Source organism: Streptomyces sp. NPDC093591 (assembly GCF_044764885.1).
Taxonomy (GTDB): domain Bacteria; phylum Actinomycetota; class Actinomycetes; order Streptomycetales; family Streptomycetaceae; genus Streptomyces.
Genome location: NZ_JBIWIY010000015.1, coordinates 243,812 through 270,224, shown reverse-complemented (window position 1 = coordinate 270,224; position 26,413 = coordinate 243,812). Strand labels below are relative to the sequence as shown.

The window sequence follows — 26,413 nt, the reverse complement described above, 5'->3', positions numbered from 1 at the left end:
CAACAGTGAGACGGTGTGCGCACGCCGTATATCTGCCCAGAAGCTCCGGCCGGTGCAGACGATCAATCGATTCGTCTGCACCGGCCGGAGCTTTTGGTGTGGCCGGTCCCAGGCGCACATCCGCCTGGGACCGCTAACACGGTCAGCGCTTGGTGAAGATCGGGTTCCAGCGGCCGACGTAGTCGACTTCGGCTTTACGGAAGCCCGAGAGCGGTGTCACCTTGTCGCCGTCCAGGCTGACCAGGACCAGCTGGTTGCGGAACTCCCCCTTGCCGGGTTGGCACTGGCTGGGGTCACACCGCCAGGCGATGAGGTGGGTGTTGTCCGCCCACGCGAGAAGCTGCTGTCCGGGTACGACTGCGCTCCGCTCGCCGGTCTTCGCGTCCAGAACCGCGGAAACGATCTGGCCGTCCTTACTCCCCGCGAAGCCGCCAGTCACAAGCTTTCCGTCCGGGGACGTAGCCACCGGCGGAAAGATCAGATCAGTCTTCTGCTGCGGAAGCGACTTCAGCCTGCCGTTCACGTCGTAGTAGCTCCTGCCCGGCTGGTCGAGCCTCTGCTCCCACAGCAGCTCGCCGTCACGGCTCCAGCTGAAGTCCTGACGCCCGGTGCCGGCCATGGCCGCAAGACTGTCCTTCTTGGCCGGCCGCTCACTGAATTCCGCCTGGCCGGAGTCGACATCGATGACATAGAAGCCGGTACGGCTCTGCTTCGGCCCCGGCATCTCCTGACCATCGCCACCCGCCACACGCACCGGCGCGTCCTGGAAGAGGCCGTCCGGGTTGTGGCTGTACGTCGTCGCCACCAGGCGCTCGCCGTCCGGCGAGAACTGCACACCGCCAACGCCCTTGTCGACCTTGATCCAGCGCTGGACCTTGCCCGTCGACAGATTCATCAGGCCTATACGGTTGACGGGCAGATCGCCCTCCAGCACCGCGGCCGTCTTCATCCCGGGAGCGACATCGAGCCAGGCCCAGTCGGTCTTCTCGTACCGCTTGGTCGCGGCGTTGTGCAGACTCCACTCACGCGCGTTCACCGCATCCCCGCCCGGCTGCTGCACGAGCTTCGTCGTGTAGTACCCCGAGACCGCGACCTGCCCTGCGGCTATCAGCTCGCGCGGCGGGGACTGGTCCGGGCGGGCCACCACGTCCGAGGCCTCGGACTGCCCCTCCGGGCCACCGCCCGTCAGGGCCAACGACACCCCGATGACTGCGGCGACCACGGCGACCGCGGCGACCGCCAGGCTGCGACTCCTGCCGCGGAGCCACGACGGCTGCTCCCGCTCGGTGGAATCGTCGGACCGTGGCACCTGTTCGAGCTTGATGGCCATACCTCCTCGGCAGAGCACTTTCGGGGTCCCCAAGAAGCAAAGCAGCGGCCCCCGCCGGGGGCCGCTGCCTTCCTTTGCAAGCTGTTACGAACCGGTCAGCGCCGACATGGCCCGCTTCGTGACGTCCGCCACCTTCCCCATCGCGGAGACCGTGGTCACAAGGCCCTGGGCCTTGTAGTAGTCGATGATCGGCTCGGTCTGCGTGTGGTAGACCTCCAGCCGCCGGCGCACCGTGTCCTCACGGTCGTCATCACGCTGGTAGAGCTCACCACCGCACACATCGCACACGCCCTCCGCTGCGGGCGGGTTGTACGTGACGTGGAACACGTGCGCCGAGTCGTTGCGGCAGATCCGCCGGCCGGCGATCCGCTTGACGACCTCCCCCTCGGGGACCTCCAGGTCCAGCACCGCGTCGATCTTCATGTCCCCATCACGCAGCATCACGTCGAGCGCTTCCGCCTGGGCGACGTTCCGCGGGAAGCCGTCGAGGAGGAAGCCCCCGGCCGCGTCCGGCTGCTGCATACGGTCGCGCGCCATGCCGATGGTGACCTCGTCGGGCACCAGCTGTCCCGCGTCCATGTAGGACTTCGCACGCAGCCCGAGCTCTGTGCCCTGGCTGATGTTCGCGCGGAACAGGTCGCCCGTGGAGATGTGCGGGATCGACAGGTTCTTGGCGAGGAACGCGGCCTGCGTTCCCTTACCGGCACCCGGCGGCCCGACGAGGACGATACGCATCAGCGGAGGAACCCTTCGTAATTGCGCTGCTGGAGCTGGCTCTCGATCTGCTTCACCGTTTCGAGGCCGACACCCACGATGATCAGGATGCTGGTCCCGCCAAACGGGAAGTTCTGGTCTGCATCGAAACCAGCCAACGCCATCGTCGGGACGAGAGCGATCAGCCCCAGATACAGCGAACCCGGCCAGGTGATCCGGTTGAGCACGTACGACAGGTACTCAGCGGTCGGTCGGCCAGCCCGGATGCCCGGGATGAAGCCACCATACTTCTTCATGTTGTCCGCGACTTCCTCGGGGTTGAACGAGATAGCCACGTAGAAGAAGGCGAAGAAGACGATCAGGAGGAAGTAGAGGGTGATGTGCACCGGAGCATTCGGCCTCGCGAGGTTCTGTTCGATCCAGCTCTTCCAGTCGGCGCTGCCACCGGCGAACTGCGCGATCAGTGCCGGGATATAGAGCAGCGACGAGGCAAAGATCACAGGGATGATGCCCGCCTGGTTGACCTTCAGCGGAATGTACGTCGACGTGCCGCCGTAGGACCTCCGGCCGATCATGCGCTTCGCGTACTGCACCGGAATACGCCGCTGGGCCTGCTCGACGAAGACGACGAGGCCGATCATCACCAGGCCAATGACACACACGATGCCGAACTCGATCCAGCCGCCGGCCAGGGAGCCCTGCGTCTTGATGGCCCACAGCCCCGCCGGGAAGGTCGCGGCGATCGAGATGAACATCAGGATCGACATGCCGTTGCCGATGCCGCGGTCGGTGATGAGCTCACCGAGCCACATGACGGTGGCCGTACCGGCGGTCATCGTGATGACCATGACGATGGTGGTGAAGATCGAGCGGTCGGGCACGATCTGGCCGGCCACCTGGCAGTTCGGGAACAGCGAGCCGCTGCGGGCGGTGGCCACCAGGCCGGTGCCCTGCAGGATGGCGAGCGCCACGGTCAGATAGCGGGTGTACTGCGTAATCTTGGCCGTGCCGGCCTGGCCCTCCTTCTTGAGGGCTTCCAAGCGCGGGATCACGACGGTCAGCAGCTGCAGGATGATACTCGCCGTGATGTACGGCATGATGCCGAGCGCGAAGATCGTGATCTGAAGCAGAGCGCCGCCACTGAACATGTTGACCAGGCCGAAGATGCCCTGATTGGCGTTCGCCTGGTCGACGCAGACCTGAACGGCCCTGTAGTCGACGCCGGGGATCGGAATGTGTGTACCGATCCGGTAGATCACGATGATGCCGAGCGTGAAGAGCAGCTTCTTGCGCAGGTCGGGCGTCTTGAACGCCCGGGCGAACGCGGTGAGCACGGTGCCTCCTGCGACCCCCGCGCTACTGCGTCAAGGGTGACGGTCTTGAGGATCGACTAATAGGAACGACTTAGCTAACGGTCAACTGCCGCTCAGAGTGCCCCACAGGAAGCACTCCGTAAAAGTGGGCAGTGCAGGCCACCTTACCGGCGAGACCGCCCCCCTTGGAACGACCAACCGGGGATACCCCATTTGTGGGGTATCCCCGGTCGGGATCGCTCAAGTCATCGAGGCGCCTGATGGGTTCAGACGAGCTCGGTGACGGTACCGCCGGCGGCGGTGATCTTCTCCTTGGCGGAGCCGGAGACGGCGTCGACCGTCACCTGCAGCGCCACGGAGATCTCGCCCTGGCCGAGGACCTTGACGAGGCTGTTCTTGCGAACGGCACCCTTGGCGACCAGACCCTCGACGGTGACCTCGCCACCCTCGGGGTACAGCGACGCCAGCTTGTCGAGGTTCACGACCTGGTACTCGGTCTTGAACGGGTTCTTGAAGCCCTTCAGCTTCGGAAGACGCATGTGGAGGGGCATCTGGCCACCCTCGAAGCGCTCCGGAACCTGGTAACGGGCCTTCGTACCCTTGGTACCACGACCGGCCGTCTTACCCTTCGACGCCTCACCACGACCGACACGGGTCTTGGCGGTCTTGGCGCCCGGGGCGGGACGGAGGTTGTGGATCTTGAGCGGGTTCTGCTCCGCCATGATCAGTCGACCTCCTCGACCGTCACGAGGTGGCGGACGGTGTGCACCATGCCGCGGAACTCGGGGCGGTCCTCCTTGACGACCTGCGTGTTGATGCCCTTGAGACCAAGGGAGCGCAGGGTGTCACGGTGGTTCTGCTTGCTGCCGATGTAGGACTTGACCTGCGTAATCTTGAGCTGCGCCATGATTACGCACCCGCCCCGGCACGCGCACGGAGAAGAGCCGCGGGGGCGACGTCCTCGAGCGGCAGACCACGGCGGGCCGCGATCTCCTCGGGACGCTGCAGGCCCTTCAGGGCCTCCACGGTCGCGTGCACGATGTTGATGGCGTTGTCGGAGCCGAGCGACTTCGACAGCACGTCGTGGATACCGGCGCACTCGAGCACGGCACGCACCGGACCACCGGCGATAACACCGGTACCGGGGGACGCGGGCTTGAGCAGGACGACGCCGGCAGCCTTCTCACCCTGGATGGGGTGCGGGATGGTGCCCTGGATACGGGGGACCTTGAAGAAGTGCTTCTTGGCCTCCTCAACACCCTTGGCGATGGCGGCCGGCACCTCCTTGGCCTTGCCGTAACCGACACCCACGGTGCCGTCACCGTCGCCCACCACGACCAGCGCGGTGAAGCTGAAGCGACGACCACCCTTCACAACCTTGGCGACGCGGTTGATCGCGACAACGCGCTCAACGTACGCGGTCTTCTCGGCGGCAGCTGCGCCGCCGTCACGGCCCTTCCGGTCCCGCCGCTCGCCGCCACCGGCACCGCCACCGCGGCGCTGGGGTCCAGCCATTGGATTTACCTCTCTCTTTTCCGCTAGCTACGAACGGCTCAGAACTTCAAGCCGGCTTCGCGGGCGGCGTCCGCCAGAGCGGCAATGCGCCCGGCGTACTGGTTACCACCACGGTCGAATACGACGGCCTCGACACCGGCGGCCTTGGCACGCTCGGCGACCAGGGCGCCGACCTGCTTGGCCTGCGCGGACTTGTCGCCCTCGCCACCGCGGATCGAGGTGTCCAGGGTGGACGCCGACGCAAGGGTGTGACCCTTGATGTCGTCGATCACCTGGGCCACGATGTGGCGGTTCGAGCGGGTAACGACCAGACGCGGACGCTCCGCCGTTCCGTTGATGTGCTTACGGATCCGGATGTGGCGGCGCTTGATCGCGGCGCGCTTGTAGGCGTCGCCCTTGAGGATCTTCTGTCCGTATGCCATGGCTTACTTACCCGCCTTTCCGACCTTGCGGCGGATGACTTCGCCCTCGTACTTGACGCCCTTGGCCTTGTACGGGTCGGGCTTGCGCAGCTTGCGGATGTTGGCCGCAACCTCGCCGACCTTCTGCTTGTCGATGCCCTCGACCGAGAAACGCGTGGGCGCCTCGACCTTGAAGGTGATGCCCTCGGGGGCCTCGACGGTGATCGGGTGGCTGTAGCCGAGAGCGAACTCGAGGTTCGAACCCTTGGCCGTCACTCGGTAACCGACACCGCTGATCTCGAGCTTCTTCACGTAACCCTGGGTCACGCCGGTGATCATGTTCGCCACCAGCGTGCGGGACAGGCCGTGCAGGGCCTTGTTCTGACGCTCGTCGTTCGGGCGGGTCACCGACAGGGTGCCGTCTTCGCCCTTGGCGACCTCGATCGGCGCCGAGACGGTGTGGGTCAGCTCGCCCTTGGGGCCCTTGACCTTGACCGTACGGCCGTCGATGGTGACGTCCACGCCGGCGGGAACCGCGATGGGGAGCTTGCCGATGCGCGACATAGCTGTTTCCTCCGTTCCCTTCTGCTACCAGACGTAGGCGAGAACTTCTCCGCCTACGCCCTTCTTGCCGGCCTGCTTGTCGGTGAGGAGCCCGTGAGACGTGGAGATGATCGCCACGCCGAGGCCGCCGAGCACCTTCGGCAGGTTGGTGGACTTCGCGTACACCCGGAGACCGGGCTTGGAGATCCGCTTGATGCCCGCGATGGAGCGCTCACGGTTCGGGCCGAACTTCAGCTCAAGGACGAGGTTCTTGCCGACCTCGGCGTCCTCGACCTTCCAGCCCGTGATGAAGCCCTCCTGCTGGAGGATCTCCGCGATGTGCGACTTGATCTTCGAGTGCGGCATCGCCACGGTGTCGTGGTACGCCGAGTTCGCGTTCCGCAGACGCGTAAGCATGTCTGCGATCGGATCAGTCATGGTCATGAATTGGCCTTCGGCCTCTCTCGCCGGGGTTTCCAGGTGCCCATCCCTCTCCTCGATCCGAGACGAGGCGGGTGCGGTGCGGTGGACCTACGGCGTAGTAAGTCGTACGGGCGGCCATCAGGCGCCCAACCCTCCAAGCCTAAGCCATGGAGAGGAGGGCGCCTGACACGCCCATTGCTTACCGAGAGCTTCGGGAATCCCTAAAAGGTGGGATTACCAGGAGCTCTTGGTCACGCCCGGCAGCTCGCCACGGTGAGCCATCTCACGAAGGCACACGCGGCACAGGCCGAACTTGCGGTACACGGAGTGGGGACGGCCGCAGCGCTGGCAGCGCGTGTAGCCACGCACGCCGAACTTGGGCTTGCGAGCAGCCTTCGCGATCAGAGCCTTCTTCGCCATCTCGCTCACGCCTCCTTGAAGGGGAAGCCGAGGTGACGAAGGAGCGCACGGCCCTCAGCGTCGTTGGTCGCCGTGGTCACCACGGTGATGTCCATACCCCGGACGCGGTCGATCTTGTCCTGGTCGATCTCGTGGAACATGACCTGCTCCGTGAGACCGAAGGTGTAGTTGCCACGGCCGTCGAACTGCTTGGGGGACAGACCACGGAAGTCGCGGATGCGCGGCAGCGCGAGCGACAGGGTGCGGTCCAGGAACTCCCACATGCGGTCGCCACGGAGCGTGACGTGGGCACCGATCGGCTGGCCCTCACGCAGCTTGAACTGCGCGATGGACTTGCGGGCCTTGGTGACGGCCGGCTTCTGACCGGTGATCGTGGTGAGGTCGCGGATGGCGCCCTCGATCAGCTTGGAGTCGCGGGCGGCGTCGCCCACACCCATGTTGACCACGATCTTGACGAGGCCGGGAACCTGCATGACGTTCTCGTACTTGAACTCGTCACGCAGCTTGCCCGCGATCTCCTCGCGGTACTTCTGCTTCAGACGCGGAGTGGTGGTGGTAGCCATCAGATGTCCTCACCCGTCCGCTTGGCAACGCGGATCTTGTTGCCCTCTTCGTCGAAGCGGTAGCCGACACGCGTGACGACCTTGTTGCCGTCCTTCTCAACGACCAGCTGGACGTTGGAGACGTGGATCGGCGCCTCGGTCGTGACGATGCCGCCGGCCTGCGAGCCCTTGGCGGTCGGCCCGGCCTTGGTGTGCTTCTTGACCCGGTTGACACCCTCGACCAGGACACGCTCGTCGCGCGGGTAAGCGGCAATGACCTTGCCCTGCTTGCCCTTGTCCTTGCCGGTGATGACCTGGACCAGGTCGCCCTTCTTGATCTTCATGCTTACAGCACCTCCGGAGCCAGCGAGATGATCTTCATGAACTTCTTCTCGCGCAGCTCACGCCCGACCGGGCCGAAGATGCGGGTGCCGCGAGGGTCGCCGTCGTTCTTCAGAATGACGGCGGCGTTCTCGTCGAAGCGGATGTACGAGCCGTCCGGACGGCGGCGCTCCTTGACGGTGCGAACGATGACCGCCTTGACGACGTCACCCTTCTTCACGTTGCCACCGGGGATCGCGTCCTTGACGGTGGCGACGATGACGTCACCGATGCCCGCGTAGCGGCGACCGGAGCCACCGAGCACACGGATGCAAAGGATTTCCTTCGCACCAGTGTTGTCGGCGACACGCAGTCGCGACTCCTGCTGGATCACGTCTATCTCCTGTTTGTCTGCCGGTTCCCGCAGGGACCTCATCGGGCCGAACCTGCGAGCCTGGCGGAACCGTCCTGCGGATGTGCCCCGCAGGAATTACTTGCGCCTCTGAAAGGGAAGAACCCTGTCCGCCGGGGCCGGAGCCCCGGCGGGGGTCAGCGGGGGCGAACCCCCGCTTGATTACTTCGCCTTCTCGAGGATCTCGACGACGCGCCAGCGCTTCGTCGCGGACAGCGGCCGGGTCTCCATGAGGAGGACGCGGTCGCCGACACCCGCGGCGTTCTGCTCGTCGTGCGCCTTGAGCTTGTTCGTACGGCGGATGACCTTGCCGTACAGCGCGTGCTTGACGCGGTCCTCGACGGCGACGACGACGGTCTTGTCCATCTTGTCGCTGACGACGAGACCCTCACGGGTCTTGCGGAAGCCGCGCGCCTCTGCAGTCTGCTCAGTCACGTTGCTCTCACTCATCAGGCGCTCTCCACCGTCTCGATGCCCAGCTCGCGCTCACGCATCAGGGTGTAGATCCGCGCGATGTCCTTACGGACGGCCTTCAGCCGACCGTGGTTCTCGAGCTGACCGGTCGCCGCCTGGAAGCGGAGGTTGAACAGCTCTTCCTTGGCCTCGCGAAGCTTCGCAAGAAGCTCCTCGTTGCCCAGCTCGCGCAGCTCGGACGCCTTGGTACCGGCCGACATCACGCTTCACCTGCCTCGCGCTTGACGATCCGGCACTTCATCGGCAGCTTGTGGGCCGCACGAGTCAGCGCCTCACGGGCGATCTTCTCGTTGGGGTAGGACAGCTCGAACATGACCCGGCCCGGGTGCACGTTCGCGATCCACCACTCCGGAGAACCCTTACCGGAACCCATGCGGGTCTCAGCAGGCTTCTTCGTCAGCGGGCGGTCCGGGTAGATGTTGATCCAGACCTTGCCGCCACGCTTGATGTGGCGGGTCATCGCGATACGGGCCGCCTCGATCTGGCGGTTGGTCACGTACGCCGGCGTGAGGGCCTGGATGCCGTACTCGCCGAACGCAACCGTCGTACCGCCCTTGGCCTGACCACGGCGCTTCGGGTGGTGCTGCTTGCGGTGCTTGACCCTACGGGGGATCAGCATGACGGTCAGGCCTCCGTTCCGGTGCTCTCAGCCGGAGCGGCGGCGGGAGCCTCGGCCTTGGGGGCCTCGGCGCCGGCAGCCTGCTGCGGCTTGCGACCGCGCCGCTCGCCACCACGGCCACCACGGGCCGGGCGGTCGGCACCACCACGGGCCGGGCGGTTACCCGCACGGGCCGCAGCGTTCTCGGCGCGGACCTCGGCGATGTTCTTGACGTCGCCCTTGTAGATCCAGACCTTCACACCGATGCGGCCGAAGGTCGTCTTGGCCTCGAAGAAGCCGTAGTCCACGTTCGCGCGGAGCGTGTGCAGGGGCACACGGCCCTCGCGGTAGAACTCCGAGCGGGACATCTCGGCGCCACCGAGGCGGCCACCGCACTGGATCTTGATGCCCTTGGCGCCGGCCTTCATCGCCGACTGCATGCTCTTACGCATGGCGCGGCGGAAGGAGACGCGGGAGGAGAGCTGCTCGGCAACGGCCTGAGCAACCAGCTGAGCGTCGGTCTCGGGGTTCTTGACCTCGAGGATGTTCAGCTGGACCTGCTTGCCCGTGAGCTTCTCGAGGTCACCGCGGATGCGGTCGGCCTCGGCGCCACGGCGGCCGATGACGATGCCCGGACGAGCGGTGTGGATGTCCACCCGCACGCGGTCACGGGTGCGCTCGATCTCAACCTTCGAGATACCGGCGCGCTCCATGCCGGACGTCATCATCCGACGGATGGCGACGTCTTCCTTGACGTAGTCCTTGTACAGCTTGTCGGCGTACCACCGGGACTTGAAGTCCGTGGTGACACCGAGCCGGAACCCATGCGGGTTAACCTTCTGGCCCATTACCGGGTTCCTTCCTTGCTGGCGACGACCACGGTGATGTGGCTGGTCCGCTTGCGGATCCGGTAGGCACGGCCCTGGGCACGCGGACGGAACCGCTTCAGGGTCGGGCCCTCGTCGACGTACGCCTCGCTGATGAACAGCGAGGAGGCGTCCGGGTGGTCGTAGTTGTGCGCGGCGTTGGCGATGGCGCTGTCGAGCACCTTGCCGACGGGCACGGAGGCTGCCTGCGGAGCGAATCGCAGAACAGCCTGAGCCTCCGTGGCATCCATGCCACGGATAAGGTCCACCACGCGGCGGGCCTTCATGGGCGTAACGCGGATGTACCGCGCCTGGGCCCTGGCTTCCATGGTTGTCCCTCTCAGTTACTTACGTGTCTGAATGCGATCCGCTACTAGCGGCGCTTCGACTTCCGGTCGTCCTTGACGTGGCCCCGGAAGGTGCGCGTCGGCGAGAACTCGCCGAGCTTGTGGCCGACCATCGACTCGGTGACGAACACCGGGATGTGGGTCTTGCCGTTGTGCACCGCGAGCGTGTGGCCGAGCATGGCCGGCACGATCATGGAGCGACGGGACCAGGTCTTGATGACGTTCTTGGTGCCGGCTTCGTTCTGGGCTTCCACCTTCTTGATCAGGTGGTCGTCGACGAAGGGCCCCTTCTTGAGACTGCGCGGCATCTAAACCCGCTCCTAGCGCTTCTTGTTCGTCTTGCGGCGGCGGACGATGTACTTGTTCGAAGCCTTCTTCGGCGAACGAGTACGACCCTCCTTCTGACCCCACGGGGAGACCGGGTGGCGACCACCGGAGGTCTTGCCCTCACCACCACCGTGCGGGTGGTCAACCGGGTTCATCGCCACACCGCGAACGGTCGGGCGAACGCCCAGCCAGCGCTTACGGCCGGCCTTACCCCAGTTGATGTTGCTCTGCTCGGCGTTGCCGACCTCGCCGACGGTGGCGCGGCAGCGCACGTCGACCAGGCGGATCTCACCGGAGGGCATGCGCAGGTGGGCCATCTGGCCCTCCTTCGCGAGCAGCTGCACGGAGGCACCGGCGGAGCGGGCGAACTTGGCGCCGCCACCGGGACGGAGCTCGATCGCGTGGATCGTGGTACCGACCGGGATGTTGCGCAGGGCCAGGTTGTTGCCCGGCTTGATGTCGGCCCCGGGACCGTTCTCGACGCGGTCACCCTGCTGCAGGTTGCGCGGGGCGAGGATGTAGCGCTTCTCGCCGTCGGCGTAGTGCAGCAGCGCGATGCGCGCGGTGCGGTTGGGGTCGTACTCGATGTGCGCGACCTTCGCCGGCACGCCGTCCTTGTCGTGACGACGGAAGTCGATCACGCGGTAGGCGCGCTTGTGGCCACCGCCCTGGTGGCGGACGGTCACACGACCGGAGTTGTTACGGCCACCCTTGCTGTGCAGGGGGCGGACCAACGACTTCTCCGGCGTGGACCGCGTGACCTCGACGAAGTCGGCGACGCTGGAGCCACGACGGCCCGGCGTAGTCGGCTTGTACTTGCGGATTCCCATTTCTCAGTCCTCGTCCGATATCGGACGATCCGGACCGCCCTTAGGCGGTCGGACCGCCGAAGATGTCGATACGGTCGCCCTCAGCGAGGGTCACGATCGCGCGCTTGGTGGACGCGCGCTGGCCGAAGCCCGTGCGGGTCCGCTTGCGCTTGCCCTGGCGGTTGATCGTGTTGACCCCGGTGACCTTGACCTCGAAGACCGTCTCGACGGCCTGCTTGATCTGGGTCTTGTTGGAGCCCGGCGCGACGATGAACGTGTACTTGTTCTCGTCGAGGAGCGCGTAGCTCTTCTCGGACACGACCGGCTTCAGCAGCACGTCACGGGGGTCCGTGAACGCCTTGCTGACCGGGGTGACGACGGTGTTCTTGCCCTCGGCGGCGTGGCGACGCGCCTTGGCGACGCGAGCCGCCTTGGCCTTCTTCGCGGCCTTCGAGGCAATGGCGGGGTGACGGATAGCCATCAGGCCTCGCTCCCTTCGGTGTCATTGGCCTTCGGGCCCGACACGAAGGACTCGAACGCGGCCTGGGTGAAGACCACGTCGTCCGAGACGAGAACGTCGTACGTGTTCAGCTGGCCCGGCTCCAGGATGTGGACCTGGGGCAGGTTGCGGGCGGACAGCCACGCGGCCTCGTCGGCGCGCTCGACGACCAGGAGCAGGTTCTTGCGCTCCGAGATCTTGCCGAACAGGCTCTTCGCGGCCTTCGTGGACGGGTTGTCGCCCTCGATCACGCCGGAGACGACGTGGATGCGGTTGTTGCGGGCCCGGTCGGTGAGGGCGTGGCGCAGGGCCGCGGCCTTCATCTTCTTCGGGGTCCGCTGCGAGTAGTCACGCGGCACGGGACCGTGCACGACGCCACCACCGGCGAACTGCGGCGCGCGGGTCGAACCCTGACGGGCGCGACCGGTGCCCTTCTGGCGGTAAGGCTTCTTGCCACCACCACGGACTTCGCCACGGGTCTTGGTCTTGTGCGTGCCCTGACGGGCAGCGGCCAGCTGCGCGACGACGACCTGGTGAAGCAGCGGAACGCTGATCTTCTCTACGTCGAAGATCTCCGCGGGGAGCTCGACGGTACCGGCCTTGTCGCCCGCCGGCGAAAGGATGTCAACAGTGCTCATCGGTTACCTCAGGCCCCCTTGGCCGCGGTGCGGACCAGGACGAGGCCGCCGTTCGGACCGGGAACCGCGCCCTTGATGAGCAGCAGACCCTTCTCCGCGTCAACGGCGTGGACGGTCAGGTTCTGGGTGGTGACCCGCTCGTTGCCCATGCGACCCGCCATGCGGAGGCCCTTGAACACGCGGCCCGGGGTGGCGCAGCCACCGATGGAACCGGGAGAGCGGTGCTTGCGCTGGGTACCGTGTCCGGCGCCGAGGCCACGGAAGTTGTGGCGCTTCATGACACCGGCGAAGCCCTTGCCCTTGCTCTTGCCGGTCACGTCGACCTTCACGCCGGCCTCGAACACCTCGGCGGTGACTTCCTGGCCCAGCGTGTACTCGGAGGCGTCCGCGGTGCGGATCTCGACGAGGTGACGACGGGGGGTGACGTCGGCCTTCGCGAAGTGGCCCTTGAGGGGCTTGTTCACCTTGCGCGGGTCGATCTCGCCGAAGGCGAGCTGGACGGACTCGTAGCCGTCGACGTCGTTGGTACGCACCTGGGTGACGACGTTGGGGCCGGCCTTGACGACGGTGACCGGAACAACACGGTTGTTCTCGTCCCACACCTGCGTCATGCCGAGCTTCTCGCCCAGGATGCCCTTGATCTGCTTAGCCATTCTCAGATCACCGACCCTCAGAGCTTGATCTCGATGTCGACACCGGCCGGAAGGTCGAGTCGCATCAGAGAGTCAACGGTCTTGGGGGTGGGGTCGAGGATGTCGATCAGGCGCTTGTGCGTGCGCATCTCGAAGTGCTCGCGCGAGTCCTTGTACTTGTGCGGCGACTTGATGACGCAGTACACGTTCTTCTCAGTGGGCAGCGGCACCGGGCCCGCGACCGACGCACCAGTGCGGGTCACCGTCTCGACGATCTTCTTCGCCGAGGAGTCGATGACCTCGTGGTCGTAGGCCTTGAGCCGGATGCGGATCTTCTGTCCCGCCATGGCTACTCAGTAGTCCTGTCTCTCTAACGCTCTGGAACCTGGTGTTCCTGTCCCTCTCCTCCGACCCACGCGGTCGGGCGTGTCGCGCTCTCGCTGACACAGATGTCCCTTGTTCGAACATCCCTTGCCGGGGAGCACGGCCCTTCCGGAACCGCAAGCCGGGGGCGAGGAGGCCCACCGGGTGCCTGGCCGGTGCCGCACTGACACTTCCCGAAAGATTCCCGTACGTCCGCCCCAGCGCTGCCTTACGGCAGTTAGGGCGACGAGTACTGTGGGACTCGCTTCCAGTCCTCCCGGCGGGAGGCGCGCAGCATCAACACTCGACCGAGCAACTCGGACAGTCTGCCATATGGGGCAGGGGGCTGGCCAATCGAGCCGGAGAGAATACCCCGAGGGTGACGTAGGTCAAACCCGGGCGGCCGTGTCCCGGGATCGGCCGGGTGCGCGCCGCCTGACCGGAGCGGTGGCGTCCGCGCCGTCGTCCGCCAGCGCCCGGATGACCGCGTGGTCCGGGGAGAACCGGCATGCGGGATCCGTACGGGCGGCGTCGCCGGTGAGTGCAGCCGCCGAAGTGCGGCGCGTCAGTTCAAGGGGGCAGGAGCCGTAGCCGCAGTGGAGCGGGCAGGCGTGAGTGCGTTCGGCCAGCAGGGGCCCGGGGGCGGGCGGGCGATGCGTCGGCGGAGGCCATCGGAACCGGCCCTCCTCGCGCAGCCGCTCCAGGAACGGCGGGACGTCGGTGGCCGCCGGCGCGCCGGGAAAACGTTCGGCCAGGTCGTCGACGATCTCGCGCACGCTGCGGGTACCCGTCGCACAGGCCGACGACCGCTGCGGCCGAGCCCGTCAGGACAGCGACGCTCTCCTGGAGGAGCAGCAGGTCGGCGTCGTGTACGGGGTCGTGCCGCCGCACGAGGGCGGGAGTCAGGACGGGCCGCGCTCGAAGCGCAGCGTGGCCACGGCACGTGCCTGCTCGTCCCGGCTTCGGGCCCAGGTCGAGCGGTGAGCGCGGCCGGCAGCAGGTGACGTATCCGTCGACCGCCAGCCGTACGCCCGGCAGCACGGAGTCGGCGCGCAGCAGCGTCTCGCGGTGCAGGTCGGCCGCCTCGCCGAGCCGCAGTCGGCGCTCGATGCCGCCCTCGCCCGTCTGGGACCCGTCGTGGTGCTGTATGCGGCGCAGTTCCTCGGGGCTGAGGTCGCCGATGTGTATCCGGGCGCCGAACAGGTGGAGGTAATGGTGGCGCTCCTCCCCCACTGCGCGCAGTCGTGCCTCGATGTCGGAGGGTCGTGTCTGCCGGGCCGACGGATCCGCCTCAGCGGACCCGTCGGCCACTCCAGTACCAGGGCAATGGGCCTGTGTCAGCTGCCTTGTCCGCTCGGACGCGGCCCCGCGAGCTGTCCCGAAGCCGACCCGGTGGGGTTCTGCTCACCGAGGAGGCGGAGCGCCTCCCGTAGCAGGGTGCTCGAGGTGTGCACGGTGTAGGGGAAGTAGACGACCTTCACCCCCACCCTCGCGAACTCGGATTCGAGAGCCGTCCAGACATCCGTGCCCAGCCAGTCGTCACCTTTGAAGATGACGTCGAATCCGACTTCCTTCCAGATCCCGATCTTGTCGTCCACGGTCGCGACGAACGTCTCGTCCACATAGCGCACGCTCTGAACGATCTGCAGCCGCTCGGAGAGCGGGACGACGGGCGGCCTGCCCTTCAGGCGCACCACCAGGTCGTCCGAGCAGACACCGGCGATGAGCCGGTCGCAGTGCCCGCGCGCCCGGCGCAGGATGTTCAGATGGCCCACATGGAAGAGGTCGAAGACCCCTGGCGCGTAGCCGAGACGTCCGCCTGTCAACGCTGTTCCTTCGGAGGTCCGTCGGCGGCCGCGGTGACTACGAGCGCTTTCGACCTGGGCGAGGTGTTGTCGCCGTCGCTGACGGCGATCCGGTAGCGGTGGCGGGAGCCGGGGGTGACGGAGTCGGTGTGCGTCATCGTCGGGCGGTTCCACTCCGTGGACCGCTGCGTCGGTGAGGCCACGAGGCTGCCGTCCCGGTAGATCAGGTACTTCAGCTCCGCGTCGTCCCGGTCCCATGCGGCACGCCACCTGAGCGTGACCTTCCCGGCGGCCGACGTCGAGGCCTCGAGCTGGGGCGGCTCCTCCGGGGCTCCGCGGTCGCGGCCGGCCGAGAAGCGGACCAGACTCTGCTGCCCTCTGCCGTTGACCTCGGTGAACTCGCCGCCCGCCCAGAGGACTTCACCGGCCATCTTCAGCGCACGGGGGCCGTTGCCCTCGCCGGTCCCGCCGTCCGTGTCGGGGAACCAGTGCAGGATGTGCCGGTCACGGACCGACTGGGCCAGGAAGTGCTGGCGCTGGTTGTACTCGGGGAATCCGCCAGGGGTGTCCCTGCAGTTGTGGGCGTGGGACCCGCTGTAGAGAACACCGTTGTGCACGGCGAGGGCCTGGGTGGCGCCCAGGCAGGTGTCCTTCCAGACCATGTCGCCATTGCCCAGGCGGCCGGCGATGCGGCCGTCGAAGATGCCGGTTCCCTTGCCCTCGGCCGCCACGTAGAAGTTGGTCGCGTCGCGTACCAGCGCCTTCACCTTGGATCTCGCCGGCAGCCAGCTCGGATACGAGGTCACCGTCGTGCCCGTGGCGGGGCGCAGGGCGACGAGCTTGAACTCGAACTCGTCGTTGACCTCGAGGAAGTCGCCGCCGACGATGAGCTTGCCGAATTCGGGTGCGGCGAGGATGGCCCGTACGGGAGCGTCGATCTGTGCCTTGAACGGCAGCAGCGAACCATCGGGTGTGAGCGCCGCGATGCGCTGCCTCTTCTGCCCGTTGACGACCGTGAAGTCGCCGCCCAGGTAGACCGCGCTGTCCGTGACCTCGATCGCCCGCACGAACGACGACATGTGCGGACGGAAGTCCCTGCGCAGCGAGCAGTCGGCCGTGTTGAGCGCGACCGCGCTGGAGGCGGCGGCCTTGCCGACCTTGCGGAACGAGCCACCGACGTAGAGCACCTCGCCGTCGGGGGAAGCCTTCAGCGCCCGTACGGTGTCACCGGCGCCGGAGAAGGACCGGGCGCACGGCAGCAGCTTGCCGGTGGCGGCGTCGAACGCGGCGAAGTTCTTGCGTGCGACCTCCCGCTGGCCGCGCTTGGCGCCCGGAGGACGGACCTTGTCGAAGGTCCCGCCGACGTACACGACACCGTCCGCGTACTCGATCGACCAGACGATGCCGTCGGTCTGCCAGGTCGCCAAACGGTCGGCGGTCAGGGTCTTTTCGTCGCCGTCGGCTGCTGAGCTCGACGCGGTGATGAGCGAGGCAGCCGCGAGGAGGGCCACGGCCGAAGCCGTGGTGAGCCCTCTCTTCGTGCTTTTTCTCAGGCGCATGGAACATCCCTGGTTGCAGCAAGTACGGGTGGGAGAAGGGAAGGAGGAGTGGCGGTCTCGGTTCTGAGACGGCCTCAAGTGGCGCGTTCGCGCAGCACACCGACGAGTTCACGCACGCCCAGGGGTGTGCTAAATCGCCACAAACTTATACCGAATACGAAAAATCCCATGGTGATTGCGACGGCAAGTCCGATGGCCGTGTCACCTGCCAGCAGCCTGGTGGGAACGACCAGCGGCACCGTCAGACACAGGCCGGCGGCGGTCGCCAGGAGATATCCGTGGTCGATGACCGTGAAGCCCGGATGCCGCCGCACCAACGCGGCGGAGAGCAGGTTCTCCACGATGGTCGCGGCCGCCCAGGACAGGGCGGCTCCGAGGACGCCCAGCCGGGGTACGGCGAGCAGGCCGACCGTCAGCTGCACGGTGAACGCGACGCCGGTGACCGCCAGATGCCAGGAGCTCTTGCCCGCCATGAGCAGCACCGTCTGGGCGTTTCCCACCCCCACGTTGACGGCCGAGGCGACACAGAGCACCACCAGCGCGGCGGCCCCCTGCTCGAACTCCGGCCCGAACAAGGACAGGACGGTGCCCGGGAAGCTGGTGAGCAGGACGAGCAGGGGCCAGGAGAACAGCACGATCCAGCGCGTCGAGACCCGGTACAGATGGCGGGCCTGCGGGATGTCGCCCACGGCGAGGAGACGGCTGATCTCCGGAGCGACGGCCAGCCGGATGGCGAGCTGGAGCAGCGTCGCCGCGATGACGACCCGGCCGACGGCGGTGTAGATGCCCGCCTCCTCGCTCGTCGCCAGGCAGGACAGCAGCACGACGCCCACCCAGACCGCGCTGATGTCGAAGACGGAGGAGATCGCCCGAGGTACGGCGAACGCCCAGAACCCGTGCCGGGTGGCGGGCGCGTCGGGCGCGGGCGGACGTCCGAGGCCGGTATGGCGGCACCGGCGCAGCGCGTACCAGGCGACGAGGACACCGGCCAGGGAGGGCACGAGCCAGGCGGCGGCCAGGCTCAGCACGCCCGGGGCCAGTAGGGCGACCGGTACGGCGATCAGGACGCGCAGGACCGGTTTGCCGATCTGTTCGACCCCGACCAGCGGAATCACGGTGCCGTAGCCCTGGGTCGCGCCGAGCAGAACCAGGGTGACCGTGGCCAGCGGGAGGAACAGCGCGAAGAGCCGGACCAGCGTGACCGCGTCCTGGGGAGGCAGGTTCGGCAGCAGTGAGGTGGCCGTGGAGGGAGACAGGAACAGCAGCGCTGCGGCCCCGGTACTCACCGCGGCGCCCGGGACGACGGCGGTGCGCAGAAGCGCGCCCACCTGCCGACCGCCGCCGGTGGCCACGTCACGGGAGACGAAGCGCACCAGCCCGGTGTCGGCGCCGAGCTTGCAGGTGTTGCAGAGGATGGTGAAGACGGCGACGCCGGTGAACACCGCTCCCGACCCGTGCGCTCCGAGGGCGCGAGTGACCAGGGTGACCAGGATGTAGCCGAAGACAGCGCTGACCGCTGAGCCCAGGAAACCCCACCATCCGCCCCGCGCGGTGGCGGCGACCCCGCTCCGGGCGGCCTTCCCGCCGGCGGCGGGAAGGGCCGTTCCGGAGGCGCTCATCCTTTGGAGGCGGTGAGCGTGTCGTCCTGGGCGGACGAGCTCTGCTGCGGCTGGGAGATCAGCTCTTCCTGGGTGCGGCCGACGTGGTGCGCGGTCGCGGACAGGCCCTCGGTCCCCTCGGCACGGGCGGCCGGCATCGCCGCCGCGCCCGGCTCCCCCGGACGGCGGCTGCCGCTCAGGGCTGCGCGGAGCAGGCTCCGCCGAGTGCCCGGGCAGAGCAGCGCGCCCACGATGTGTCCCCCCGAGCAACTGATCAGCTCGCGAACCTGCCGGAGGTCGTCGCGGGTGGTGTGCTGCAGTCCGCCCACGATGAGGACACCGTCCGCACGCTGGGCGACCGCGAGACCGTCGGCGTGTTCGAGCAGCGGCCGCGTGACGACCACCGAGGACCGGCCGGAAGCGGCACACGCCAGCGCGCGCGTCACCATGGGGGACATCGGGATGTCCCCGGTGGAGGCGCCCCGTCTGTCGGGGCAGAGCATGATGCGTCCGGCCGTGCCCGCGTCGACGACGACCCGGCCGTCCAGGGGACGCGGCGATGCGGCGTCGTCCTCCGCGTCCTCGGTCAGCAGGGGCAGTCTCGCCGCGAGACCCGGTGTGCTCGCGGTGGCGTCCACCAGCAGGACGTCCTCACCGGACTCGGCGAAGACGGCGGCGAGGTTGATGGCGGCCGCCTCGGCCTCGCGGTCCTGCTTCGGGGCCACGACCAGCAGGGTCCCGCCGGCCGTACGGGCATCGCCGTGCCGCAGGTGGAAGGCGAGCGTGCGGTACGCCTCCGCGCGACTGCTGGCGACCCGGCCGACCTCCAGCAGGTCGCCGTCCGGCGCGGTGTCCGGGAGGATGGCCAGCACCGGGGCGCCCAGCGCGCCCTGGGCCTCGTCGAGCGAGCGGACCCGTGGTTCGAACGCGGACCGCAGCCAGGCGAGCAGGATGGCCAGGACGAGTCCGCCCATCAGACCGAGGCCGATGAGCGCCACCGGCCCCGGCCCCGCGGGGTGCTCCGGCGGCTCGGCCCTGCGTACGACGTCGCCTCCGGTGGTGTCGCGGGACTCGAAGTCGGAGATCCGCTTCTGCAGCACGTTGATCTGGTCCCGCAGAGCCGCGCTCCCGGGCTTGCCGGCTTCGGCGTTGCTCTTTGTGACCAGCGGGGCGAGCTGCCGCTTCAACGCGCTCGCCATCCGCCGCACCGTGGCGTCGGTCCGCTCCTGGCGGTCGGCGAGATAGGCGTCGAGGAACGCGTTGGTGACCCGGGCCGCCCGCTTCGGAGTTCCGCCCGTGTACTCGAACCGCAGAATGTGGGTGTGCGGCGGATTGCTGACCCGCAGCTCCTCCAGCAGCGCGTCGGCCCGGGACGGTTGGCGCAACGCTTGTGCCGCCCGGGCCGCGACGGCGGCGCTGAGCGCGATCTGCTGCTCGGTGCCCATGCTCACCTGGTTGTCGACGGCCACGCCGTAGGTGCTGAACGGGTCCACCGTCGAACGGACGAGAATCTCACCGGTGGAGGTGTAGCTGCCTGCGCGCAGCAGCACCAGCAGCAGTCCCCCGAGCAGCCCGAGGACGATGCCCAGCGCGATGGTCACGCGGTACCTCAGCAGCTGGCGCAGCTGGTCGCGGAGCTGGTCCGGTTCGCTGTACCCGTCATCGAAGCTGGCGGAGCTGGTCACGGATGCCTCCTGTTCCGGGGATGGATGCGTGGCTGACGGTCTCGGGCGGCAGCGCCGGTGAGGGGAGCCGGAGTGGCCGGGCGGCGCGGCGGGTGATGAACAGCGGGACGGTCAGAAGCAGCAGCATCGGACCGACGATGGCCAGGAGGCTGCCGCGCAGGAAGATCATCTGGTAGAAGGCGAAGGCCGGGACCAGCACAAACGCCAGCGTGGCCCGCCTGTCCCGTAGCCGTTCACGGATGTCGTCCATACGGCGTCCGGCCGCGCCCAGCAGACAGAAGACGGCCACCACAGAGGGAAAGCCGGCCCACATGTAGCTCTCGATCCACAGCGGTGCCGAGAGATTCCAGAAGTCGTAGCCCGCGTGCTGGGCGAGCGTGATACCGACGGCCTGCGGCTTTTCCGGCCATACGGAGCGCGGCACCATGAACACGAGGGGCCCGAGCGCGTCCGACGGCGAGAAGCCGTTCTCCTTCACATGGTCGACCCCGGTCTGCATCTGCTGGAAGGAGTCGTAGTCCATGTTCGAGGTGAGCTGCTCCGTCAGGCTCACCACCTGGACGGCCTCACGTTCGCTGTAACGGAAGTAGTCGCTGTACGGGAAGACGAGCAGCACCACCGCGGTGAGCGCCGCGGCGGTGAGGCGAAAGGCCCGTGGGCGGTTGAACCGGCTCCAGGTGAACAGCAGGACCAGCAGGACGGTGCCGGCCCAGAAGCGCGGCCTGCTGATCGGGTTGTTGACGACCACGTTGAGTCCGAGCAGCAGCGGGAGCAGCGTCCAGCGCACGCGGCGCAGCCACCGGTCGCCCGTCGTGCGGCGGGGCAGGTGGATCAGACCCACCAAGGCCCAGAAGGCGGGGACGGAGAGGATCCAGGTGCGCAGCGTCCGCTCCGAGTCCGTCGCGGCCTGCGACTGCCACAGGGCCTGCCTGCTGGTGAAGAAGGCGGCCCAGCCGCCCAGTTGGGGGATGAGGACGACCGCGAGAACGAGTGACAGGCAGCTCAGGACGAGTACGGGCAACGGGGCGAGTCTGCGGGAGAGCAGCGGTCCGAGGACGAGCGAGCGATGCGTGGCGCGCCTGGCGGCCAGGAGGGTTCCGGCGCTGTAGGCGAGGAGTCCGACTTCGATCAGGACGGTGACGGTGAAGGCGTTGGCCGCGTCGGTCCGGTATCCGAGGGGGTAGGTGTCGGTGGTGAGCATGGCGAGCGGCGCCAACCCGAGCCATACGTAGGCGAAGAGCCAGAAACCGAATGCGACGAGCCGTACCGACGTGTCGGTGAGCACCCAGGTGAGCGCGCCGCCGGTGTGCGCCACGACGACGCACTGCACCACGAGTGCGGCCCCGACGTACCCGTCGGAGGTCTGCAGGACCAGCCCTGGCAGCAGGCCGATGAGCACGGCGGCCCAGGCGCATACCGCGGCCGTGCAGCGTTCTCGACTGCCCTGCACCTGCACCCCTCTCAGATAAGGCAACCAAATAGGTCGAAATACTCGTCAACCTACTTGTACCTCACACGGGATGCATTTCTGGTTAATTCAGGAGAGTTTTGCCCGACAAACCATGAAGTACTGCGAGCTCAGCCACCAGGGCACGTTCGGTACGGGGCTCATATGTACGGCTTCGATGGAGAACCGCTCCCGCACTACCTCCCGCAGTTCCCGGAAATCAAAGCCCTTGTGTGTCGTGCGTGGATTCCCCGGTCGGCTCACCCGCATTCCGACCATCGCTTTCATCACTTCCGCGGGCGTGTACTCCGACCTGAGTGAGCGGCTGCGCATCATCCAGTTCGCCACCTTCGGCACGATGGCCAGGCCGCACATGATGGGCACGGAAATCACGAGCGCACCGTCGGGCCTCAGGAGACGCAACGCGTCTTCGAGCAGGGCATCGACTTCGTCGGCGTAGAGATGCTCGCAGACCTCGAACGCCGTCAGCACATCCACGCTCCGCGCCGCGATGCTTTCGATCGATTCCGCGTACTTCACTTCGGGATACGCCGGCTCCATGTACGGGTCGTATCCGACGAGCGTGACGTCGGGGCGTGCCTCGCCGAGCGTGTGCAGAAAAAGTCCCGGTCCTGCGCCGAAGTCGACGACGGTACCGTGCTTCGCGCATACCCCGGCGACGAGATCGACCGCCATCGTCGTGCGCGTGCGGTGCGCGAAACGCGCCAGTGGATTACCGGATTTTACCGTTTGTTCCTCGTACGAAATTTCCCGCATCGAGAGCTCCTGACATTGAACTTCTGCAATCGGTCCCGAGTCGACGAGGCCAGCCTCAGGATTTCCTCGAATTGCGAGGCGCAGCGCTCCAGGGCGAACTCCCGCTCGGCCAGTGCCCGGCTCTCCTTGCCCAGCGCCTCCGCGCGCGCCGGGTCGTTCAGGACCTCGCGGACCCAGGCGGCCGCGCCGGCCAGCGAGGACTCCTCCGGCGCGAACACCGCCGAGCCGGCCTTGCGGAGCAGCTGTGCCGCCAGGTTGTCCGCCGGCATCAGGCCCAGCACCGGGCGTCCGGCGCACAGATAGGACAGCGTCTTGGAGGGGACCGAGAACTCCCCGGCGTCCGCCGCGAGCAGCACGACCAGTACATCGCCCGTGCCCAGCACCTCGGGCAGCCGCTCATAGGGCTGGAAGGGCAACAGGGTCAGATCGACGCCCCGGGCGGCCGCGGCCTCCTTGATGACCGGGACGGCCGGGCCGTCGTTGACGACGACGAGGCGGACCCGCTCACCCTGCTCGCGCAGCGTCTCGACCAGCCGCACCAGCAGCGCGGGGTTGTGCTTGAGGCCGATCGTGCCCGAGTACAGCACGGTCCTGACGCCGTCGAGGCCGTGCTCCCGCGACCACGCGTTGGCACGATCAACGGGGAGGATCTCGTCCAGCGGCGCCCAGTTGGGGATGACGGTGACCTTGTCGGCGGTGCCCCACTCCCGGTGCACCCGCACGAAGGAGTCGGCGATCACCACGATCGCCGAGGCGCGTCGCGCCGACCACTTCTCGCCCTGCTCGAAGACTCGGGCGGCGATGCCCATCAGCCTCGACACTCCGGCCGCGGCGAAGCTCCGAAGCGCGACGGCGGTGATGTCCTGGTGCCACAGCACCCAGGGGATGCCCAGCGTTTTCAGCGCCGACGCGGCCACCACGAGGGTCGGAATCGGCAGATTCCCCAGCATCGCCACGTCCGGTTTCTCGCGCCGTACCTGTCGGGCCAGTTCCAGGCCGAGCCGGGTCTCCTGGAAGAGGCGTCGGACGTACGCGCCCTTGTCCAGCACGACATGGTCGCCGATGGTGACGAACCGCAGGCCGGCCACCGCGTTCTCGGCGAGGTTGCCCTTTCCGGAGACGTAGGCCGGGCAGGTCGAGTGCACGACGTCATGGCCGCGGTGCGCCAGCTCACGGCTGAGCTGCGCCTGGAACGGGTGCCCGCTGTAGTCGTGGACGAGGATCCTCATCGGCTGCTCTCCCTGCCGGTCCGAGCGATCAGGACCGCGCGAGCTTGACCTGGTCGTAGACCCAGGCATAGGTCTTCTCGAGGCCCTCGGCGAGGGGGATCGAGGGCTCCCAGCCGTGGAGTTCGCGGATCAGGGTGTTGTCGGAATTGCGGCCGCGTACGCCCTGCGGCGCGTCCAGCTGGTACTTGCGCTCACAGCGGATGCCCGCGATCTCCTCGACGATGTCGACCAGTTGGTTGATGGTGACCAGCTCGGAGGAGCCGACATTGACGGGGATGCTGCTGGCTCCGTTCATGAGCATCTGCGTGCCGTGGACGCAGTCGTCGATGTACATGAAGGAACGGGTCTGCCGGCCGTCGCCCCAGATGTCGATCCGGTGCGACCCGGAGATGACGGCCTCGGCGATCTTGCGGCACACGGCCGCCGGGGCCTTCTCCCGGCCACCGGTCCAGGTGCCCGCGGGGCCGTACACGTTGTGATAGCGCGCGACGCGACAGGTGAACCCGTAGTCCTCCTCGAAGTGACGGCACATGCGCTCGGAGAAGAGCTTCTCCCAGCCGTAGCCGTCCTCGGGCTGCGCCGGATACGCGTCCTCCTCCTTCAGCGCGGTGACGTTCGAGGCGGTCTGCTTGGCGGCGGCGTACACGCAGGCCGACGAGGAGTAGAAGTAGCGCTCTACGTCGGCCTCGTGCGCGGCCTTGAGCATGTGGGTGCTGATCAGCACCGACATCATGCAGGCGGCCTTGTGGTTCTCGATGAAGCCCATGCCGCCCATGTCGGCGGCCAGCATGTAGACGTGACGCGCGCCCCGGACGGCGTCGCGGGCGTTCTCCAGGAGCGACAGATCGGCGACGACGTTCTCGGCGTCGCGGTGCAGCTGGTGCCAGTCGTGCTGCGGCTTGATGTCGACACAGCGGACCGAAAGCCCTTGCGCCAGGAGGTCGGCAGCGAGGTGCCCGCCGATGAATCCCCCGCCTCCGGCAACAACGACGTCCACCTGCTTGCTCATGGCAGCTCCTCCAGAAACCCGGGATCGGTGGTCATTGAGACCTGCCAGGTAGGTTATGCACTAATTGTCCGAATTAGACCGATATGCCACGCGCTTCGATGGTCCCGAGTCCCGCGATGCCTCCGTCTGGGCCTGTCTTCTCCCGGCCCCACAAGGCGATCGACGTGCCTTCAGAGATTCCGGTAGAGCTCTTCCAGCCGGTCCGCCACCGCATGGATGGAGAAGGCTTCCTCCACTGCGCGCTTGCCCGCCTCCACCAGCCCACGGCGCCTGTTCTCGTCGGTGAGCAGCTCGCAGACCGCATCGGCCATGGCCTGCGGGCTGCCGTCCGTGACGATCGCCGCTCCACGGCGCGCGAGTTCGTCCGCCATGCCGCAGGTGTCGGTGCACACCACGGGCGTTCCGGCGGACAGGGCTTCGATCACGGTCATGGGGAACGGCTCGTCCACGCTCGGCAGCACATATACGTCCGCCTTCGCATAGGCATGCAGGGCCTGGGCGTACGACAGCGCCCCGCCGTAGGAGACGACGTCCGTGAGCCGGTGGCCGGCGATGAGCTGACGTACCGTCGGCAGCAACCCCTCGTCGGCCCCGTGCAGGGTGAACCGCGCCTCGGGCAGCTTCCGGTGCACCAGGGCGGCCATCTCGACGAACGCCTCCGGGCGCTTGCGCGGGTGCAGCCTCGCCATGAAGAGCACCTCCGGGGCGTGTCGACGAGGCTCAACCGCCGCGTCGCGCTCCGGCCGTACTCCGTTGGGCAACGTCAGCAGCGGCGGCCCCTCCGGTCCGATGACCTCGGACACGGCCCGCCGCTCCCTCTCGGTGAGCACCAGACAGCCGCGCGCCCGGCGCAGCAGAGGCACGTACAGACGGTCGAAGAGCCTGGCGACCAGCCTGTGGCGTGGCTCCACCATTCCGTGCGTCTGCGTGAAGAACCTCTTTCCCCGCAAGGTCGCCACGGCCAGCGCGGTGAGCGAGACGAGATCGCGGCCCGCGTGGATGTGCACCACATCGGCCCTGCCCATGGAACACCACATGTCCCGGACGAGCAGCGGGTTCATGAGCCCGGTGAAGCGGCCCGGAAGAAGGGCTCGCGCGGGGCGGGTGCGCAGCGGAACCGAGCCGATGCGTGCCGGTGCCCGGGACCCGCCTCGCCACAAGGACAGCAGTGCGACCTCGTGGCCGCGCGCGGCGCACTCCTCCAGCTGGCCCGTCGCCACGCTCGTGGGACCGCCGTACGCTCCGTCCTCGCTGACGAGCGTCACCACATGAACGAGCCTCATGCCACACCCCTCGCCATGACGACCTCGGCCGGGGCGACATCGCGGTGGGCGATCGCGGCGGCGCCCACCACGGCATTACGGCCGACGGTGACCCCGCGCAGCACGACGGCCCGCGCCGCGATCCAGGCTCCGGGCTCCAGGCGGATGGGCCCGTTGTCGAACTCGAAGGTGGCGCTGTGGCGTTGGTGGCTTCCGGTGCACAGCAACGCCCCCTGGGAGACGCAGGCGTTGCTGCCGATGCTGATCCGCTCGAGGTTCAGCAACCAGGCGTCCTCGCCGATCCATACGTCGTCGCCGACGTCCAGCCGCCACGGCCAGTGCACCCGCACCCGCTGACGGATCAGCACCCGCCGCCCGATACGCGCGCCGAAGGCCCGCAGCACGGCGGGCCGCCAACGGGCCGGGAACCACCACTTGACGAAGACGAGGTTGAGAACAGCGAACCAGGCCGCCTGAACGAGCAGGGGGCGCCCCTTGTCGTAACCGGCTCCGGTGAAGCCTCGCAGGGAGCGTTCCACGGCGGTCGACCCTTCT

The 26,413-nt window shown here is 67.6% G+C and carries 35 protein-coding genes; all 35 read right to left on the bottom strand.

Annotated features, from left to right (window positions below; all coding sequences use genetic code 11):
• Positions 1–142: 142 nt before the first annotated feature.
• The gene (locus tag ACIREI_RS30310) at positions 143–1,330 is read right to left on the bottom strand and encodes a hypothetical protein (RefSeq protein ID WP_403339384.1); all 1,188 of its coding nucleotides are present in this window, start codon (positions 1,328–1,330) and stop codon (positions 143–145) included.
• An 84-nt stretch (positions 1,331–1,414) separates the two neighbouring features.
• Positions 1,415–2,065 (bottom strand): adenylate kinase, encoded by a 651-nt coding sequence (locus tag ACIREI_RS30305; RefSeq protein WP_403339381.1) that lies wholly within the window; start codon positions 2,063–2,065, stop codon positions 1,415–1,417.
• On the bottom strand, positions 2,065–3,378 hold the full coding sequence (gene secY / locus ACIREI_RS30300; protein WP_403339378.1) for a preprotein translocase subunit SecY: 1,314 nt from the start codon (positions 3,376–3,378) through the stop codon (positions 2,065–2,067). Before secY ends, ACIREI_RS30305 begins: the two co-directional genes overlap by 1 nt.
• 245 nt (positions 3,379–3,623) lie before the next feature.
• Positions 3,624–4,079 (bottom strand): 50S ribosomal protein L15, encoded by a 456-nt coding sequence (gene rplO / locus ACIREI_RS30295; RefSeq protein ID WP_031477826.1) that lies wholly within the window; start codon positions 4,077–4,079, stop codon positions 3,624–3,626.
• A gap of 2 nt (positions 4,080–4,081) precedes the next feature.
• On the bottom strand, positions 4,082–4,264 hold the full coding sequence (rpmD, locus tag ACIREI_RS30290) for a 50S ribosomal protein L30 (protein WP_003974250.1): 183 nt from the start codon (positions 4,262–4,264) through the stop codon (positions 4,082–4,084).
• Between the two features lie 2 nt (positions 4,265–4,266).
• Positions 4,267–4,872, bottom strand: a complete 606-nt coding sequence (gene rpsE, locus ACIREI_RS30285; RefSeq protein ID WP_009190144.1) for a 30S ribosomal protein S5 — start codon at positions 4,870–4,872, stop codon at positions 4,267–4,269.
• Positions 4,873–4,910: 38 nt separating this feature from the next.
• Entirely contained in the window at positions 4,911–5,294 is a 384-nt protein-coding gene (rplR, locus tag ACIREI_RS30280) for a 50S ribosomal protein L18 (RefSeq protein ID WP_007494754.1), read from the bottom strand.
• A gap of 3 nt (positions 5,295–5,297) precedes the next feature.
• Complete coding sequence (gene rplF, locus ACIREI_RS30275) at positions 5,298–5,837, bottom strand: 50S ribosomal protein L6 (protein WP_062664035.1); 540 nt, start codon at positions 5,835–5,837, stop codon at positions 5,298–5,300.
• Positions 5,838–5,861: 24 nt separating this feature from the next.
• Positions 5,862–6,260 carry a 30S ribosomal protein S8 gene (gene rpsH, locus ACIREI_RS30270; RefSeq protein ID WP_015658459.1) on the bottom strand — a complete coding sequence of 133 codons (399 nt, stop codon included), beginning with the start codon at positions 6,258–6,260 and terminating at the stop codon, positions 5,862–5,864.
• A 213-nt stretch (positions 6,261–6,473) separates the two neighbouring features.
• Positions 6,474–6,659: a type Z 30S ribosomal protein S14 gene (locus tag ACIREI_RS30265; protein ID WP_003948630.1), complete on the bottom strand. Its 186-nt coding sequence runs from the start codon at positions 6,657–6,659 to the stop codon at positions 6,474–6,476.
• A 5-nt stretch (positions 6,660–6,664) separates the two neighbouring features.
• A complete protein-coding gene (rplE, locus tag ACIREI_RS30260; protein ID WP_019753095.1) occupies positions 6,665–7,222 on the bottom strand; it encodes a 50S ribosomal protein L5 in 558 nt (185 codons plus the stop codon).
• A complete protein-coding gene (rplX, locus tag ACIREI_RS30255; RefSeq protein WP_062151337.1) occupies positions 7,222–7,545 on the bottom strand; it encodes a 50S ribosomal protein L24 in 324 nt (107 codons plus the stop codon). The genes rplE and rplX overlap by 1 nt, the downstream gene beginning before the upstream one ends.
• Positions 7,546–7,547: 2 nt before the next feature.
• Entirely contained in the window at positions 7,548–7,916 is a 369-nt protein-coding gene (gene rplN, locus ACIREI_RS30250) for a 50S ribosomal protein L14 (RefSeq protein ID WP_003998823.1), read from the bottom strand.
• Between the two features lie 180 nt (positions 7,917–8,096).
• Positions 8,097–8,384 (bottom strand): 30S ribosomal protein S17, encoded by a 288-nt coding sequence (gene rpsQ, locus ACIREI_RS30245; protein ID WP_003992363.1) that lies wholly within the window; start codon positions 8,382–8,384, stop codon positions 8,097–8,099.
• Entirely contained in the window at positions 8,384–8,608 is a 225-nt protein-coding gene (rpmC, locus tag ACIREI_RS30240; protein ID WP_003974259.1) for a 50S ribosomal protein L29, read from the bottom strand. The genes rpsQ and rpmC overlap by 1 nt, the downstream gene beginning before the upstream one ends.
• Positions 8,608–9,027, bottom strand: coding sequence for a 50S ribosomal protein L16 (gene rplP, locus ACIREI_RS30235; RefSeq protein ID WP_004927269.1), 420 nt, complete (start codon positions 9,025–9,027; stop codon positions 8,608–8,610). The genes rpmC and rplP overlap by 1 nt, the downstream gene beginning before the upstream one ends.
• A 5-nt stretch (positions 9,028–9,032) precedes the next feature.
• Positions 9,033–9,854 (bottom strand): 30S ribosomal protein S3, encoded by an 822-nt coding sequence (gene rpsC / locus ACIREI_RS30230; protein WP_014674374.1) that lies wholly within the window; start codon positions 9,852–9,854, stop codon positions 9,033–9,035.
• A complete protein-coding gene (rplV, locus tag ACIREI_RS30225; protein ID WP_019753093.1) occupies positions 9,854–10,201 on the bottom strand; it encodes a 50S ribosomal protein L22 in 348 nt (115 codons plus the stop codon). Before rplV ends, rpsC begins: the two co-directional genes overlap by 1 nt.
• A 44-nt stretch (positions 10,202–10,245) precedes the next feature.
• Complete coding sequence (gene rpsS / locus ACIREI_RS30220) at positions 10,246–10,527, bottom strand: 30S ribosomal protein S19 (RefSeq protein ID WP_019753092.1); 282 nt, start codon at positions 10,525–10,527, stop codon at positions 10,246–10,248.
• 12 nt (positions 10,528–10,539) lie between these two features.
• Positions 10,540–11,376, bottom strand: a complete 837-nt coding sequence (rplB, locus tag ACIREI_RS30215) for a 50S ribosomal protein L2 (RefSeq protein WP_030046376.1) — start codon at positions 11,374–11,376, stop codon at positions 10,540–10,542.
• A 40-nt stretch (positions 11,377–11,416) separates the two neighbouring features.
• Positions 11,417–11,836, bottom strand: coding sequence for a 50S ribosomal protein L23 (gene rplW / locus ACIREI_RS30210; RefSeq protein WP_403339369.1), 420 nt, complete (start codon positions 11,834–11,836; stop codon positions 11,417–11,419).
• Positions 11,836–12,492: a 50S ribosomal protein L4 gene (gene rplD / locus ACIREI_RS30205; protein ID WP_403339367.1), complete on the bottom strand. Its 657-nt coding sequence runs from the start codon at positions 12,490–12,492 to the stop codon at positions 11,836–11,838. Before rplD ends, rplW begins: the two co-directional genes overlap by 1 nt.
• 8 nt (positions 12,493–12,500) lie before the next feature.
• Positions 12,501–13,145, bottom strand: coding sequence for a 50S ribosomal protein L3 (gene rplC, locus ACIREI_RS30200; protein WP_003998832.1), 645 nt, complete (start codon positions 13,143–13,145; stop codon positions 12,501–12,503).
• 17 nt (positions 13,146–13,162) lie between these two features.
• Positions 13,163–13,471 (bottom strand): 30S ribosomal protein S10, encoded by a 309-nt coding sequence (rpsJ, locus tag ACIREI_RS30195; RefSeq protein ID WP_003948644.1) that lies wholly within the window; start codon positions 13,469–13,471, stop codon positions 13,163–13,165.
• Positions 13,472–13,876: 405 nt separating this feature from the next.
• Positions 13,877–14,263 (bottom strand): hypothetical protein, encoded by a 387-nt coding sequence (locus tag ACIREI_RS30190; protein ID WP_403339364.1) that lies wholly within the window; start codon positions 14,261–14,263, stop codon positions 13,877–13,879.
• A gap of 561 nt (positions 14,264–14,824) precedes the next feature.
• A complete protein-coding gene (locus ACIREI_RS30185) occupies positions 14,825–15,313 on the bottom strand; it encodes an adenylyltransferase/cytidyltransferase family protein (protein WP_403339361.1) in 489 nt (162 codons plus the stop codon).
• The gene (locus tag ACIREI_RS30180; protein WP_403339359.1) at positions 15,310–16,851 is read right to left on the bottom strand and encodes a fibronectin type III domain-containing protein; all 1,542 of its coding nucleotides are present in this window, start codon (positions 16,849–16,851) and stop codon (positions 15,310–15,312) included. Before ACIREI_RS30180 ends, ACIREI_RS30185 begins: the two co-directional genes overlap by 4 nt.
• A gap of 74 nt (positions 16,852–16,925) precedes the next feature.
• Positions 16,926–18,470 (bottom strand): oligosaccharide flippase family protein, encoded by a 1,545-nt coding sequence (locus ACIREI_RS30175; protein WP_403339357.1) that lies wholly within the window; start codon positions 18,468–18,470, stop codon positions 16,926–16,928.
• Positions 18,467–20,134: a hypothetical protein gene (locus tag ACIREI_RS30170; protein WP_403339354.1), complete on the bottom strand. Its 1,668-nt coding sequence runs from the start codon at positions 20,132–20,134 to the stop codon at positions 18,467–18,469. Before ACIREI_RS30170 ends, ACIREI_RS30175 begins: the two co-directional genes overlap by 4 nt.
• Positions 20,109–21,584: a hypothetical protein gene (locus tag ACIREI_RS30165; RefSeq protein ID WP_403339352.1), complete on the bottom strand. Its 1,476-nt coding sequence runs from the start codon at positions 21,582–21,584 to the stop codon at positions 20,109–20,111. The genes ACIREI_RS30170 and ACIREI_RS30165 overlap by 26 nt, the downstream gene beginning before the upstream one ends.
• Before the next feature lie 87 nt (positions 21,585–21,671).
• Complete coding sequence (locus ACIREI_RS30160; RefSeq protein ID WP_403339349.1) at positions 21,672–22,358, bottom strand: class I SAM-dependent methyltransferase; 687 nt, start codon at positions 22,356–22,358, stop codon at positions 21,672–21,674.
• Complete coding sequence (locus ACIREI_RS30155) at positions 22,325–23,587, bottom strand: glycosyltransferase family 4 protein (RefSeq protein ID WP_403339346.1); 1,263 nt, start codon at positions 23,585–23,587, stop codon at positions 22,325–22,327. The genes ACIREI_RS30160 and ACIREI_RS30155 overlap by 34 nt, the downstream gene beginning before the upstream one ends.
• Positions 23,588–23,615: 28 nt before the next feature.
• Positions 23,616–24,596 carry an NAD-dependent epimerase/dehydratase family protein gene (locus tag ACIREI_RS30150; protein WP_403339343.1) on the bottom strand — a complete coding sequence of 327 codons (981 nt, stop codon included), beginning with the start codon at positions 24,594–24,596 and terminating at the stop codon, positions 23,616–23,618.
• Between the two features lie 170 nt (positions 24,597–24,766).
• Positions 24,767–25,879 (bottom strand): glycosyltransferase, encoded by a 1,113-nt coding sequence (locus ACIREI_RS30145; RefSeq protein ID WP_403339340.1) that lies wholly within the window; start codon positions 25,877–25,879, stop codon positions 24,767–24,769.
• Complete coding sequence (locus tag ACIREI_RS30140) at positions 25,876–26,397, bottom strand: putative colanic acid biosynthesis acetyltransferase (RefSeq protein ID WP_403339337.1); 522 nt, start codon at positions 26,395–26,397, stop codon at positions 25,876–25,878. The genes ACIREI_RS30145 and ACIREI_RS30140 overlap by 4 nt, the downstream gene beginning before the upstream one ends.
• Between the last annotated feature and the right edge of the window lie 16 nt (positions 26,398–26,413).

What these genes read in the sequence shown, in the direction of transcription:
- ACIREI_RS30310 (WP_403339384.1), bottom strand. Translation starts at nt 1,330, where the DNA reads ATGGCCATCAAGCTCGAACAGGTGCCACGGTCCGACGATTCCACCGAG.
- ACIREI_RS30305 (WP_403339381.1), bottom strand. Translation starts at nt 2,065, where the DNA reads ATGCGTATCGTCCTCGTCGGGCCGCCGGGTGCCGGTAAGGGAACGCAG.
- rplO (WP_031477826.1), bottom strand. Translation starts at nt 4,079, where the DNA reads ATGGCGGAGCAGAACCCGCTCAAGATCCACAACCTCCGTCCCGCCCCG.
- rpmD (WP_003974250.1), bottom strand. Translation starts at nt 4,264, where the DNA reads ATGGCGCAGCTCAAGATTACGCAGGTCAAGTCCTACATCGGCAGCAAG.
- rpsE (WP_009190144.1), bottom strand. Translation starts at nt 4,872, where the DNA reads ATGGCTGGACCCCAGCGCCGCGGTGGCGGTGCCGGTGGCGGCGAGCGG.
- rplR (WP_007494754.1), bottom strand. Translation starts at nt 5,294, where the DNA reads ATGGCATACGGACAGAAGATCCTCAAGGGCGACGCCTACAAGCGCGCC.
- rplF (WP_062664035.1), bottom strand. Translation starts at nt 5,837, where the DNA reads ATGTCGCGCATCGGCAAGCTCCCCATCGCGGTTCCCGCCGGCGTGGAC.
- rpsH (WP_015658459.1), bottom strand. Translation starts at nt 6,260, where the DNA reads ATGACCATGACTGATCCGATCGCAGACATGCTTACGCGTCTGCGGAAC.
- ACIREI_RS30265 (WP_003948630.1), bottom strand. Translation starts at nt 6,659, where the DNA reads ATGGCGAAGAAGGCTCTGATCGCGAAGGCTGCTCGCAAGCCCAAGTTC.
- rplE (WP_019753095.1), bottom strand. Translation starts at nt 7,222, where the DNA reads ATGGCTACCACCACCACTCCGCGTCTGAAGCAGAAGTACCGCGAGGAG.
- rplX (WP_062151337.1), bottom strand. Translation starts at nt 7,545, where the DNA reads ATGAAGATCAAGAAGGGCGACCTGGTCCAGGTCATCACCGGCAAGGAC.
- rpsQ (WP_003992363.1), bottom strand. Translation starts at nt 8,384, where the DNA reads ATGAGTGAGAGCAACGTGACTGAGCAGACTGCAGAGGCGCGCGGCTTC.
- rpmC (WP_003974259.1), bottom strand. Translation starts at nt 8,608, where the DNA reads ATGTCGGCCGGTACCAAGGCGTCCGAGCTGCGCGAGCTGGGCAACGAG.
- rplP (WP_004927269.1), bottom strand. Translation starts at nt 9,027, where the DNA reads ATGCTGATCCCCCGTAGGGTCAAGCACCGCAAGCAGCACCACCCGAAG.
- rpsC (WP_014674374.1), bottom strand. Translation starts at nt 9,854, where the DNA reads ATGGGCCAGAAGGTTAACCCGCATGGGTTCCGGCTCGGTGTCACCACG.
- rplV (WP_019753093.1), bottom strand. Translation starts at nt 10,201, where the DNA reads ATGGAAGCCAGGGCCCAGGCGCGGTACATCCGCGTTACGCCCATGAAG.
- rpsS (WP_019753092.1), bottom strand. Translation starts at nt 10,527, where the DNA reads ATGCCGCGCAGTCTCAAGAAGGGGCCCTTCGTCGACGACCACCTGATC.
- rplB (WP_030046376.1), bottom strand. Translation starts at nt 11,376, where the DNA reads ATGGGAATCCGCAAGTACAAGCCGACTACGCCGGGCCGTCGTGGCTCC.
- rplW (WP_403339369.1), bottom strand. Translation starts at nt 11,836, where the DNA reads ATGGCTATCCGTCACCCCGCCATTGCCTCGAAGGCCGCGAAGAAGGCC.
- rplD (WP_403339367.1), bottom strand. Translation starts at nt 12,492, where the DNA reads ATGAGCACTGTTGACATCCTTTCGCCGGCGGGCGACAAGGCCGGTACC.
- rplC (WP_003998832.1), bottom strand. Translation starts at nt 13,145, where the DNA reads ATGGCTAAGCAGATCAAGGGCATCCTGGGCGAGAAGCTCGGCATGACG.
- rpsJ (WP_003948644.1), bottom strand. Translation starts at nt 13,471, where the DNA reads ATGGCGGGACAGAAGATCCGCATCCGGCTCAAGGCCTACGACCACGAG.
- ACIREI_RS30180 (WP_403339359.1), bottom strand. Translation starts at nt 16,851, where the DNA reads ATGCGCCTGAGAAAAAGCACGAAGAGAGGGCTCACCACGGCTTCGGCC.
- ACIREI_RS30175 (WP_403339357.1), bottom strand. Translation starts at nt 18,470, where the DNA reads ATGAGCGCCTCCGGAACGGCCCTTCCCGCCGCCGGCGGGAAGGCCGCC.
- ACIREI_RS30160 (WP_403339349.1), bottom strand. Translation starts at nt 22,358, where the DNA reads ATGCGGGAAATTTCGTACGAGGAACAAACGGTAAAATCCGGTAATCCA.
- ACIREI_RS30155 (WP_403339346.1), bottom strand. Translation starts at nt 23,587, where the DNA reads ATGAGGATCCTCGTCCACGACTACAGCGGGCACCCGTTCCAGGCGCAG.
- ACIREI_RS30150 (WP_403339343.1), bottom strand. Translation starts at nt 24,596, where the DNA reads ATGAGCAAGCAGGTGGACGTCGTTGTTGCCGGAGGCGGGGGATTCATC.
- ACIREI_RS30145 (WP_403339340.1), bottom strand. Translation starts at nt 25,879, where the DNA reads ATGAGGCTCGTTCATGTGGTGACGCTCGTCAGCGAGGACGGAGCGTAC.